The following is an 11,640-nucleotide window of genomic DNA, read 5'->3' on the forward strand; positions in this document are numbered from 1 at the left end:
TTAAGATGTCGCTGTCGAGGTCCCGAATCATGACGCAATCCACCTCTCCCACCGCCGGGCGTGCAACGTTTGCCGACCGTTTGCCGTCTATCACGGATATCGGTCCGCTTGCGGCGCTCGTGATCGCGTGCGCATTTTTCATCTGGCAAAGCAACCGCTTTTTATCGATACAAAACATCTCGCTGATTCTTCAGCAGACCATGGTCGTCGCCGTGATTGCGATCGGGCAGACGCTGATCGTGCTGACGGGCGGTATCGATTTGTCGTGCGGCATGGTAATGGCGTTCGGCTCGATCATCATGACCAAGTTTGCCGTGACGCTCGGCATCCCGCCCGTGCTCGCGATCGTCTGCGGCGTCGGGGCAAGTGCATTGTTCGGATTGCTCAATGGTGCGCTGATCACGAAGATCAAGTTGCCCGCGTTCATCGTGACGCTCGGGACGCTCAACATTGCGTTTGCATTGACGCAGGTTTATTCGAATGCAGAGAGCGTCACGAACCTGCCTGACGCCATGATGTTCTTCGGCACAACCTTCCATCTCGGTGGCGCGGAAGTCACCTATGGCACCGTGCTCACCTTGCTGATGTATCTCGTCGTGTGGTTCGTGTTACGCGATACCGTGCCCGGCCGGCATCTCTACGCGCTTGGCAACAACGCGGAAGCCGCGCGGCTGATGGGACTTTCGTCGCAGAAAATCCTGATCACCGTTTATACGCTTGCGGGGTTTTTCTACGGCATCGCGGCGTTATTGTCGGTTGCGCGAACAGGCGTGGGCGATCCGCAAGCCGGGCAAACCGAGAATCTCGATTCCATCACGGCGGTCGTGCTCGGCGGCACGAGTCTTTTTGGTGGACGCGGCACGATCATCGGTACGTTGCTGGGCGCCTTGATTGTCGGCGTGTTCCGCAACGGCCTGACGCTGATCGGCGTGTCGTCGGTTTATCAAATCCTGATCACCGGCATCCTGGTGATTCTCGCGGTCGCCGCTGACAAGCTCGCGCGTCCACGCGCTTAAGGAGTAATGGCCATGAACGACACACGCAAGCTCGTACTGGAAGCGCGCGGCGTCATCAAGCGCTATGGCTCCGTTACCGCGCTCGATGGCGTCGACTTCGAACTGCTCCCCGGCGAGATCATGGCGGTCATCGGCGATAATGGCGCGGGCAAGTCATCGCTGATCAAGGCGCTGTCGGGCGCGCTCGTGCCGGATGAAGGCCAGATCCTGCTCGATGGAAAACCGGTCCACTTCCGCAGTCCGCTCGATGCCCGCGCGCAGGGCATCGAGACCGTGTACCAGGACCTGGCGGTCGCGCCGGCGATGAGCATCGCGGAAAATCTCTTTCTCGGACGCGAACTGAGACGCCCCGGCGTGCTCGGCTCGGTGTTCAAGATGATCGACAAACGCCGCATGCTGCAGGAAGCCATCGCGCATATGGAGGGGCTGCAGATCGGCATCCGCTCCATGAAACAGGCGGTCGAAACGCTTTCCGGCGGCCAGCGGCAAGGCGTTGCGGTGGCGCGCAGCGCGGCCTTTGCGCGGCACGTCGTGATCCTCGATGAACCCACGGCCGCGCTTGGCGTGAAGGAATCGAACATGGTGCTGGAGTTGATCCGGCGCGTGCGCGATCGCGGTTTGCCGGTGATCCTCATCAGCCACAACATGCCGCACGTGTTCGAGATCGCAGACCGTATCCACATTCAGCGGCTCGGGCGGCGCGCGGCGCTGGTCAACACGCGCGACATCCACATGTCCGAGGCGGTCGCGATCATGACAGGCGCAAAACAGGCCGATGTCCAGGCGATTGCCTGAGCCCGATGAGTTCGTCCACGTCCGCAAGCACCTCGAAGCCAGCCGGCATGCGGCAGATGAACGAGCGCATCGTGTTGCAGGCAGTGCGCGTGCATGGCCCGCTGCCCAAGTCGGATATTGCACGGCTGACGCGCTTGAGTTCGCAGACGACGTCGTTGATCGTGGATCGTCTGATCGATGATGGCCTGCTCGCGCGTGAACCGAGAACGCGCGTGCAAGGGCGTATGGGGCAGCCGTCGGTGCCCATCTCGCTGCGCGCGGACGGCGCGTTTTCCATCGGCGTGAAAGTGGGCCGGCGCAGTCTGGATGTGCTGACCATGGATTTCGCGGGCCAGGTGCATGCGCGCGAGACCATCGGCTATGCGTATCCCGATCCGCGCACGGTCTTCGCACTGCTTGCAGACAAACTCGACGCAACGATGCTCGCACTCGCCGGGGACGCCGCCAAAGTGGTCGGCATAGGGGTGGCGGCGCCGTTGTGGCTGGGCGGCTGGCGTACCTTCTTCGATACCCCGCCCGACGTTTTCGCCGCATGGAACGAGATCGATATCCGCGCGCGCGTGCAGGCGCTCACGCCATTGCCCGTTGAATTCGCAAAGGACACGACCGCCGCGTGCGCCGCCGAATTGCTGATGGGTCAAGGGCGCGGATTGCGCGATTTCTTGTACGTTTTTATCGGCACGTTCATTGGCGGCGGTCTCGTCATCGATGGACGCCTGCATGCCGGGCCCAAGGGCAACGCCGGTGCTGTGGGATCGTTTCCGGTCAGGTCCGAAGGCGCGCCGCAATTGCTGAACGTGGCTTCGATCTATGTTCTGGAGAAGCGTTTCACGGAAGCGGGATTTCCCGCCGATGCCGCACACGACCAGCGTGCACTTTCAGCCGAATTGTGGCCGCTTTGCGAAGCGTGGCTCCACGATGCATGTCCCGCGCTGGCTTCGGCGATTGCATCCGCGGCGGCGCTGGTCGATCTCGATGCCATCGTGATCGACGGCGAACTGGATCGTGGATTGTTGCGGGAGGTTTTGAGCCGCACGAACATTGCGCTCGATGCATTCGACTGGCAAGGCATGTTGCGCCCGCGACTCGTAGAGGGCGAAATTGGCGCCGATGCCCGCGCCATGGGCGGCGCAATCTTGCCGTTATATACGCACTTCGCGCCGCGCCATGTGCTATTCCTGAAATCGGGAATGAGTGCATAGCGCAAGCAAAGGGCTGTTGCAGCTTTCGCCGCAACGGCCCCTTATGCTTCGGAAGCCGGTCAGGCCCGGCGTTTGGTCACCAGCCCCCAAATCACCAGCAGAATGATTGCACCGATGATGGACGCGATCCAGCCCGCCGGTTGTCCTTCCTGATACCACCCCATCGCGCGGCCTGCGTAGCCCGCAATCAGCGACCCGGCAATACCGAGCACGATTGTCATGATCCAGCCCATGCTGTCGTTGCCGGGTTTGATCGCACGGGCAATCAACCCGATGATGCCGCCGACGATAATGGTGCCAATGAGTGAAAGCATCGTAAATCCTCCGTAGTGTTGGCGATTGTCCCCGGAAGATCCGGGCACGCCGGCACGCAGGTGCCCTAGACCGATCGGCCAGCGTTCAGGCATTTTCGACGATGCCGTCGCTTCTTGCAGTTAAAATTCGTCACATCGACAGCGCGCCGCGACGTTTGCAACGCCCCCGCAACGAAGCGCGTGTTTCAAGCCACTCAAACCGAACCTTGCTCCATGACCGTTTCCGATTCCGATCAAGACCTCCACGCCGACGAAGACAACACCATCCACGAACCACGCCTGTGGCGCGATGACGGCTGGACCGCCCGCGTGATCAAAAATGAAGACGACGATGGCTGGGCCGTCGAGATGATCAAGGACGGAGAAGTCGAACCGGCGTTGACGGGTCCGTGGACCATGGGCCGTGACAAGAAGAATCCCAAGCCGCTCGATCCGAACGCATTTCGCACGCTGATCAAGACGGCGTCCGAAGTACTGCGCCGCCACGAGCAGCAGCGCCACGCCATGCTTCACAAAGATGTGATGGTTCGCGCGAACGGCGAAGATGTGACGGTGACACTTGATATCGTGCCGGACGAGGACGATCCCTACGCGGACCTGAAGGCGCTCGACATGTTTGGCGGGGTGCTGGCGCAAGTGCGCGTTTCGGCGGGATTCAAGTTCAGCAAGACCAGCGCGCAGGCCTGGGTGGACAACGATTTCCGCAAGCCCGAATGACGTATTGTCTCAATACACTGCCGGTGCGCCCTCGGGCCGATGCTTGAATCGCCGATGCACCCAGTAATACTGTTCCGGAAAACGCACCACTTGCGATTCGAGGAACGCGTTCATGCGGCGGGCATCGATTTCATCGCTTTCTGAGGGGAAGTCGGCGAGCGGTTCGAAGATGGTCATCTTGTAGCCCTTGAAGTCCGGCAGCACTTCGGTCACGAACGGCACGACACGGGCGCGGCCGAGTCGTGCAAGCCGCGATACCGATGTCAACGTGCACGCCGGCACACCGAAGAACGGCACGAACACCGAATTTTCGATGCCGTGATCCATGTCCGCGGCGAGCATGACCGACCCGCCGCCGCGCAGCAGCTTCAGGATGCGACGGGCGCTGTCGGCGCGCTTGACCATGTCCGCGCCGAAGCGGCCGCGCTGTTCGATCGCGAGCGTGTTCAGCTTCTTGCTGGACATCGGCGTGTAGAGCGCCGTGATGGGCAGTTTCATGGAATACAGCATGCATCCCACTTCAATGGCCACGAAATGAAAACCCATGAAGATGGTGGGCGGGGCGTTTTCATCGTCCAGATCGATGCGGCTTTCCAGCTTCACCAGCTTTTCGATGGCATTGGCCGAGCCGAACCATTGCACGCCGCGTTCCACGTAGCTACGCACTACGTGACGAAAGTGTGAACGTCCGAGGAGTTCGTATTCAGCCGCGGTCTTGCCCGGGAAACATAGTTGCAGGTTGACCTGCACAATATGTTTCCGGCGGCTGGGAATGTAATAAAGCAGGGCGCCAAGTCCGCTGCCGAAACGCGCGACCAGGCCATAAGGTAGCCGCGCGAGCGCGCGCAGCAGCGCTACGATGAGCGCAAAACCGATAGTGTTCAAGCTGGGCCCTTGGATGCGGGCGGCGAACCAGATTTGACGAGCGCCGAGTAGATTTGGACTCCGACGATCGGCCGTTGACCGGATGTCGAAGAGGAGTTACGGCGAGACTAGCGCGGTGAAAATCCGCGTCAAAGACGGAGAGGGCGCCTGAACAAGGCGGAGTCGGCAACCGTTCGAAGTGCTCGTGGCACCGCCGGCGTCCGTTTTACGGCCCGGGAGTGAACGGTCGCGCGGAAATATTCTGCTTTGAACGCTGCCATGATCGCACAACCGGCATACACGACGCAGTTTCGTGAAGAGTCTGACGACGAGTCAGAAGGGGACGTACAAATGCATCTGCTCTTGATTTACGAACTGAGCGACGATTACCTGGAACGCCGGGCGGCGTTTCGTGAACGTCATCTGACCTATGCGTGGAAGGCGGTGGAGCGTGGGGAGTTATTGCTGGGCGGCGCGCTGGAGGCGCCAGTGGATCGCGCGATGCTGCTCTTCAATGCAGATTCAGCCGCCGTGCCCGAGGCATTTGCCCGGGCCGATCCCTATGTGACCGAGGGACTGGTCATGCGCTGGGAAGTGCGCAAGTGGAATACCGTGGTGGGTGAGCAGGCGGCTCAGCCGATACGTCCGGCGTGAGCGCCTTTGCAGCGTCATGACTCGCTGGTGGTCTCCTCGTCCTCGTGCGTGTCTTCGTCGCGTGAATCGGGCGCGACGCGTACGGGCTGTACTGCCCTCGGAGATGGAGCCACCGGACGCCGTGTCGTGTGAAACAGCCGCGTGAGCGTGTCGTCCATTTCCTGCGTGCGCTCGAACAGTTCCGCGAGCCAGTCCACGAACGCGCTCACACGCGGCGCCGCTTGCCGCGTCTTGACGAAAGCCACCGATACATTCATGGGCATCGACTTCCACTGCGGCAGCACTTCGCGCAATTCGCCCGAACGCAAATAAGGCAATGCGGCAATGCGCGGCGGCTGGATCAGCCCGAGTCCTTGCAAGCCGCATGCGAGATAAGCGGCTTCGTCGGTGACTTGCACGAATCCGGCCATTTTCACAGCGACCGCTTCGCCATCGACCTCGAAATCGAAATCGCACGGGCGTCCTGTTCGGATCGATACACAGTTCACCGCCACATGATGCGCGAGGTCATCGAGCGTCTTCGGCGTGCCGTGCGCTTCAAGGTACGCGGGCGTTGCGCACGTCACATGCTCGAAGCTGCCGAGCCGCCGTGCGATCAAGCCGGAGTCCGGCAATTCCCCCAACTGCACGCTGCAATCCACGCCTTCGCCGACCAGATCGACGGCGCGGTTGCTGACACCAATCGATAACTCGATATGCGGATAGCGCGCATGAAAATCCGGCAGTGCGGGCACGACCATGGACGTTGCAACAGTGTCCGGCATCTCGATGCGCAAGCGGCCGCGTAGCCTGTCCTCACGGCCGTGAAAGCCCGATTCCAGGTCATCGATATCCGCGAGAATGCGCACGCAGCGCTCGTAGCACGCGGCGCCCTCGGCGGTGAGATTGAGACGCCGCGTGGTGCGTGCAAGCAATTGCACGCCGAGCAGCGCCTCGAGTTGTTGAATGGTCGTGGAGACAGTTGCGCGCGGCATGCCGAGGGATTCGGCGGCACGGGAGAAACTGTTGGTATCGACGACACGGATGAAAACACGCATGGCATGAACGCGATCGGTCACGGGAGTTTTCCTGTAGAAGCGATGAATGCGTTGACCGGCATGATTCCTTCAATCCTTCAAACGTCAAAAAGGAATGCCGGCAAGGTTCACACTTTAAGGATCAGGACGATTCGCGTGAATACATAATAATCGCGGATTCTTGCCTGCTTCTCCAACCGCTTTTGTTCTACACCGTCGGCAGTTCGCCGCGCAGACGCCCGTTGTCTGTGTTGCCCATCAGGCTTGGACCTGCGCCATGACCGGCGATCACGTTGCTCGCCTGAGCGCCGATGCGGGCGCCCACCAGTCCGCTCATGTCGGCGCCCGAAGGCGCCTGATACAGGCGCAAGCCCATCTCCGGAAGAATGGCGAGCAAGTGATCGAACACATCGCCCTGGATGCGTTCGTATTGCGTCCACGCGGTGACGGCAGTGAAACAATACACCTCGACGGGAATGCCCTCCGATTGCGGTTCCATCATGCGCACCATCATCGACATGTCTTGCCGGATCTCCGGATGCCGCTGCAGATACGCCAGCCCATACGCGCGAAACGTGCCGATATTCGTCAGCCGCCGGCGGTTTGCCGGTTCACTCGCAAGTTCACCGAGGTTCTTGTTGGCGAGCTCGACCTCGATCTGCTTTTCTTCCAGATAATCGTGCAGCAAGCGGAACTGCTTGAGGTGGGCGGTTTCTTCGTCGGTGAGAAAACGCACGCATGTGGCATCGATTCGCAGCGTCCGCTTGATGCGCCGACCGCCCGATTCGAACATCTGCCGGTAGTTCCTGTAACTCTCCGAAAAGAGCTTGTACGTGGGAACGGTGGTCACCGTGTTGTCCCAGTTCTGCACCTTGACGGTATGCAGCGCGATGTCCTTCACGAAGCCATCGGCATTCGATTGCGGCATCTCGATCCAGTCGCCAATGCGCAGCATGTCATTCGACGTGAGCTGCGTGCTCGCCACCAGCGACAGCAGCGTGTCCTTGAACACCAGCAGCAGGACGGCGGATAGCGCGCCGAGACCTGACAGCATCCAGAGCGGGGAACGGTCGATCACAATCGACAACACCAGCACGCCGCAGATCAGCGCGAGCGCGAGCTTGCCGATCTGTATGTAGCCCTTGATCGAGCGCGTCTGCGCCTGCATGCTCGCGGCATAGACGTCCTGCCATGCGCTGAGGGCGCCGCCCATCGCGAAGAACACGCAGATCCATGCGCCCGCGTGCGCGAGCCGCTCGATCAGCTCTGCAATATGCCCGATGTACGGCACTTCGCCGATCCCGATCGCGACCGCGGCAAACGGCACCGCGTACCAGAGCTGGTGATACGCCCGATGCCGGGCGAGCGCCTTGTCCCAGGCATCGTGTTCGGTGAGCACCAGCAGTCGATGCGCAAAATACAGAACGATCCGCGCGACCACCCACTGAGCAAATAACGCGGCGAGCACGAGCGACAACATCCCGAGCGCGAACTGCGCCCAGTGATGCGTGGGATAGTGCTCTTGCAGGGTGTCGAGGATGGTGTCGAAATTCATGCGGCAGACAAAGGTGAAGGTTGGCGACCCGTATTGTGCATTAAGGTGCGCGCGATTATCTGCTTCATCTATTCTGCTTCATCTATTATTACGCCCTTGTGCAACTCCGCGCGCCGGGCTCATGCGAACCGTCAAGCTTGAACACAACGACGACACCGTCCTCGATCCGTCCGACCCGCAACTGGTCGCCCGCGGCTCGTTGCTGATCGACGGCCACGAATGCGGCACCTGGGAGCAACGCCGCGACGGTACATGGACCGCACGTCTGTCGGCGTCGGGGGGAACCATCGTGGAAGCGGGCCGCAAGCAACTCATCGACCGGCTGGCGCTCATTCCCTTCTAAACTTATCTCCTCATGTACTTGTCGATTCTGGCCGTAGGCATTGGCGGCGCGCTCGGTTCCCTGTTTCGATGGCTCCTCGGCCTGCGCCTGAACACCGTCTATCCCAATCTTCCGCTCGGGACGCTCGCGGCGAATGTCATTGCCGGGTATGTGATCGGCGTGGCAGTTGCGTGGTTCGCGCGCTTTCCGGGTGTGTCGATCGAATGGCGGCTCTTTGTCATCACCGGCCTGATGGGCGGGCTCTCCACCTTCTCCACCTTTTCGGTCGAAGTCGTCGCGCACTTGCAGCAGGGGCGTTACGGCTGGGCCGCGGGCGAGATCGCCATTCATGTGCTGGCATCGGTCGTGATGACAATCCTGGGTATCGCGACGGTGTCGCTTACGCGCTGAAATCACATGGCGATTGTCATCCGGCGTTATGAACCGTCCGACCTCGATGCGGTGATCAATGTCTTTTTGCGCGCGATCCGCGAGGTCGCATCGCGTGATTACGACGCCGCTCAAATCGACGCCTGGGCGCAAGCGGACCGCGATGTATGGGCCCGGCGCCGGCTCGATCGGCCAACATGGCTTGCGCTTATCGACGGCGCGGTTGCCGGATTCAGCGATCTTCAGAGCGATGGGCATATCGACATGTTGTTCGTTCATCCGGAACATCAACGCGCGGGTGCGGCGAACGCGCTGCTCGATCAGATCGAATCCGAAGCGCGGAACCAGCATCTCGCCATCATCGATACCGACGCGAGCCTCACCGCCCGGCCGTTCTTCGAAGCGCGCGGGTTCGGGGTCGTCCGGTCGCAAGTCGTGGAAGTGCGCGGCGCACGCCTGACCAACTTCCGCATGCAGAAATGCCTCGATCCGGTATAGACAACCTTTTGAAGCGCGTTTGAAGTCCAAAGTTAGGGTGATTCCCGGCCTTGTTATAGGGCTTTTGTTTGTTTAGACTGCGCCGATACTTGTATAGACAGGAACCGCCGAAATGGACGCTGTAACTTCAGCATGAGTACGCCCGCGTATCAGGAAATCAAGGATCACATTCTCACGCGCATTCATGCGGGCGAATGGAAGGAGGGCGATCAGGTACCGTCCGAAAACGAGCTTGCACGCGACTTCAAGGTCGCGCGAATGACCGTCAATCGCGCGCTGCGCGAGCTGACCGCCGAGCAGATCCTGACGCGCGTCCAGGGTGCCGGCACGTTTGTGGCGCAACCGAAATACGCATCGACGCTGGTCGAAATTCGCAGCATCTCCGATGAAATCATCGGACGCGGCCATGCGCACCGGGCGGAAGTCCTGCATCTGGGAGCATCCGTGCTGGATGAACGCCTCGCGCTTGAAATGAAGCTGACCGAGGGCAGTCCCGTGTTTCATTCGCGCGTGCTGCATTTCGAAAATGATTTGCCCATTCAACTGGAAGAGCGCTGGGTCAACCCTGCGCTGGCGCCGGAATACGCGCGGCAGGATTTCACCAGGATCACGCCGAATCAGTACCTGATGGTTGCTGCGCCCCTGCAGCGTGTCGAGTACCGCATTGAAGCCGCGCTGCCGGATGAGGGGACGGGGCTCGCTTTGTCGATGAAAAACGGTGCGCCTTGTCTCATGTTGCATCGGCGGACGTGGTCGCGGGATGCGGTGGCGTCGGTGGCAAATCTCTGGCATCCCGGCGACCGGTATCAATTCACCGGACATTTCTAGCTTTTTTGGCGGCAACGTTGGCGCGATAGCGGCATTGTTGTCGAATATGACATTACTGTCATTTTCAAGGGCTGGATTGCCCAGACTCCCACCTATTTTTACCCTAAAATAGGGTTATTCAGTAAAAACTACCCATATCCTGCTAGTCCTACCCTTGATTGTTGCAAAATAAACAATGATGTTTCGCGTAAATAAGGGTTTTCCCTCCAGGGTCGGAAGCATAGACTTCTTACATCCGAAACGGATTCAGAAACCGCTTATTAACTTCTGAAATCGCTTCGAGACGACAAACAAAATACTGGAGGTTTCACCATGTTCAAGTCACTCATTCCCGCAGTTGTCATCGTGTCGGCACTTGCAGCTCCGACCTTCGTGTTTGCTCAGAGCAACGACAACGGCCCGGTCACGCGCGCCGAAGTGAAGGCGCAACTGGTTCAACTGGAAAAGGCCGGCTATAACCCGTCGAGCGACCAGATCAATTACCCGGCCAATATCCAAGCCGCACAAGCGCGCGTGGATGCACAAAACCAGGCAGCGACGTCTTATGGCCCGTCGACGAGCGGCACATCGGCAGCAGGCGTTCGCAGCTCGGTAGCGCCGGCGCGAAATACTCCCGGATCGGTGTTCTTCGGTCACTAATCGGTAGTCAGGTCTTGGCAGTATCGTAGTGCGACGCCGGTAACGGCACCACGCGCCACACAAAAAACTCGCCCTCCGCAGCAACGCGGCCGGCGAGTTTTTTGCGTTTCGACCGCCCGGTCAGCTCGGCGACTTCGCGCCGCATGCACGAATCACGAGCTTGACGACTTCTTCGGTGGAGGTATCGAAGGCTTTCTGCGATAACGCCCGCTTGCCTTTCAGCGCGCGAATCTGCGCATCGAAATCCGCGTAATGCTGGGTCGTCGCCCAGATCATGAAGAGCAAGGTCTGCGCATCTGTGGGCTCGAGCAACCCATGCGCGACCCATCTGTCGATTACCACGACGCGTGTATCGAGCCACGGCTTGACCCGCTCTGTCAGGATGTCCTGCATGTGCACTGCGCCGTGAATGATCTCGCTTGCCCAGACTTTCGAGCCGAGCGGCCGGCGCCGCGACAACTCCATTTTTGTCCGCACGTAACCGCTGATGGCTTCGACCGGATCGTCACTGGTTTCGAACGTATCGGCCGCACGATGCCAGTCATCGAACAAATCCTCCAGCACTCTGCGATACAACGCGAGCTTCGTCGGAAAGTAGTAATGCAGGTTGGCTTTGGGCAAGCCTGCGCGTTCCGCGATCATCGCCGTGCTCGCGCCTTCGAGGCCGCGTTCCGCGAAAACCGCTTCGGCGCATGCCAGAAGATGCGCTTCGTTGGTCTCGCGTATGTGTGCCTTGCGCCGCCGCAATGGAGTGGGCGCGGCGTCGTCTTTCACTGCCTCGGCTGTCGCTTCGTCGTCTCTCATCGTTATCCTCGAATGGCGCTGCGCGC

At 60.2% G+C, this 11,640-nt stretch carries 15 protein-coding genes; 10 read left to right on the plus strand and 5 right to left on the minus strand.

Going from position 1 to position 11,640, the window contains the following annotated elements; genetic code table 11:
- Positions 1-29: 29 nt before the first annotated feature.
- The 3 genes from AX768_RS24305 to AX768_RS24315 are packed head-to-tail and all read left to right on the plus strand — an operon-like array spanning position 30 to position 3,013.
- Entirely contained in the window at positions 30-1,016 is a 987-nt protein-coding gene (locus tag AX768_RS24305) for an ABC transporter permease (protein ID WP_062002681.1), read from the plus strand.
- 12 nt (positions 1,017-1,028) lie between these two features.
- The gene (locus tag AX768_RS24310) at positions 1,029-1,811 is read left to right on the plus strand and encodes an ATP-binding cassette domain-containing protein (protein ID WP_172812020.1); all 783 of its coding nucleotides are present in this window, start codon (positions 1,029-1,031) and stop codon (positions 1,809-1,811) included.
- A gap of 5 nt (positions 1,812-1,816) precedes the next feature.
- The gene (locus AX768_RS24315; RefSeq protein WP_062002683.1) at positions 1,817-3,013 is read left to right on the plus strand and encodes an ROK family transcriptional regulator; all 1,197 of its coding nucleotides are present in this window, start codon (positions 1,817-1,819) and stop codon (positions 3,011-3,013) included.
- 59 nt (positions 3,014-3,072) lie between these two features.
- Here the strand turns inward: AX768_RS24315 and AX768_RS24320 are convergent, their stop codons facing one another.
- Positions 3,073-3,327 carry a GlsB/YeaQ/YmgE family stress response membrane protein gene (locus AX768_RS24320; RefSeq protein WP_062002684.1) on the minus strand — a complete coding sequence of 85 codons (255 nt, stop codon included), beginning with the start codon at positions 3,325-3,327 and terminating at the stop codon, positions 3,073-3,075.
- Positions 3,328-3,540: 213 nt separating this feature from the next.
- Between AX768_RS24320 and AX768_RS24325 the strand changes: the two genes are divergently transcribed.
- Positions 3,541-4,044, plus strand: coding sequence for a hypothetical protein (locus AX768_RS24325; protein ID WP_062002685.1), 504 nt, complete (start codon positions 3,541-3,543; stop codon positions 4,042-4,044).
- Between the two features lie 9 nt (positions 4,045-4,053).
- On the opposite strand, the gene AX768_RS24330 is transcribed toward AX768_RS24325, so the two are convergent.
- Positions 4,054-4,929 (minus strand): lipid A biosynthesis lauroyl acyltransferase, encoded by an 876-nt coding sequence (locus AX768_RS24330; protein ID WP_086383067.1) that lies wholly within the window; start codon positions 4,927-4,929, stop codon positions 4,054-4,056.
- A 330-nt stretch (positions 4,930-5,259) separates the two neighbouring features.
- Here AX768_RS24330 and AX768_RS24335 point away from each other — a divergent pair, with 330 nt between their 5' ends.
- Positions 5,260-5,562 carry a YciI-like protein gene (locus AX768_RS24335; protein WP_062003643.1) on the plus strand — a complete coding sequence of 101 codons (303 nt, stop codon included), beginning with the start codon at positions 5,260-5,262 and terminating at the stop codon, positions 5,560-5,562.
- A gap of 14 nt (positions 5,563-5,576) precedes the next feature.
- Here AX768_RS24335 and AX768_RS24340 read toward each other — a convergent pair whose 3' ends face one another.
- Together AX768_RS24340 and AX768_RS24345 are read right to left on the minus strand one after the other, a co-directional pair.
- On the minus strand, positions 5,577-6,620 hold the full coding sequence (locus tag AX768_RS24340) for a LysR family transcriptional regulator (RefSeq protein ID WP_082779062.1): 1,044 nt from the start codon (positions 6,618-6,620) through the stop codon (positions 5,577-5,579).
- A gap of 166 nt (positions 6,621-6,786) precedes the next feature.
- Positions 6,787-8,133: a mechanosensitive ion channel family protein gene (locus AX768_RS24345; protein WP_062002686.1), complete on the minus strand. Its 1,347-nt coding sequence runs from the start codon at positions 8,131-8,133 to the stop codon at positions 6,787-6,789.
- Between the two features lie 121 nt (positions 8,134-8,254).
- Here AX768_RS24345 and AX768_RS24350 point away from each other — a divergent pair, with 121 nt between their 5' ends.
- The 5 genes from AX768_RS24350 to AX768_RS24370 all read left to right on the plus strand — a co-directional run bounded on the left by AX768_RS24350 (position 8,255) and on the right by AX768_RS24370 (position 10,810).
- Complete coding sequence (locus AX768_RS24350; protein WP_062002687.1) at positions 8,255-8,476, plus strand: hypothetical protein; 222 nt, start codon at positions 8,255-8,257, stop codon at positions 8,474-8,476.
- 12 nt (positions 8,477-8,488) lie between these two features.
- Positions 8,489-8,866 carry a fluoride efflux transporter CrcB gene (crcB, locus tag AX768_RS24355; protein ID WP_062002688.1) on the plus strand — a complete coding sequence of 126 codons (378 nt, stop codon included), beginning with the start codon at positions 8,489-8,491 and terminating at the stop codon, positions 8,864-8,866.
- A gap of 6 nt (positions 8,867-8,872) precedes the next feature.
- Positions 8,873-9,343, plus strand: a complete 471-nt coding sequence (locus AX768_RS24360) for a GNAT family N-acetyltransferase (protein WP_062002689.1) — start codon at positions 8,873-8,875, stop codon at positions 9,341-9,343.
- Positions 9,344-9,475: 132 nt separating this feature from the next.
- Complete coding sequence (gene hutC / locus AX768_RS24365; RefSeq protein ID WP_062002690.1) at positions 9,476-10,171, plus strand: histidine utilization repressor; 696 nt, start codon at positions 9,476-9,478, stop codon at positions 10,169-10,171.
- Positions 10,172-10,483: 312 nt separating this feature from the next.
- Entirely contained in the window at positions 10,484-10,810 is a 327-nt protein-coding gene (locus AX768_RS24370) for a DUF4148 domain-containing protein (protein WP_062002691.1), read from the plus strand.
- 120 nt (positions 10,811-10,930) lie between these two features.
- Here the strand turns inward: AX768_RS24370 and AX768_RS24375 are convergent, their stop codons facing one another.
- Complete coding sequence (locus AX768_RS24375) at positions 10,931-11,614, minus strand: TetR/AcrR family transcriptional regulator (protein WP_062002692.1); 684 nt, start codon at positions 11,612-11,614, stop codon at positions 10,931-10,933.
- Positions 11,615-11,640 lie beyond the last annotated feature (26 nt).

This window comes from Burkholderia sp. PAMC 28687, assembly GCF_001577465.1.
GTDB lineage: Bacteria > Pseudomonadota > Gammaproteobacteria > Burkholderiales > Burkholderiaceae > Caballeronia.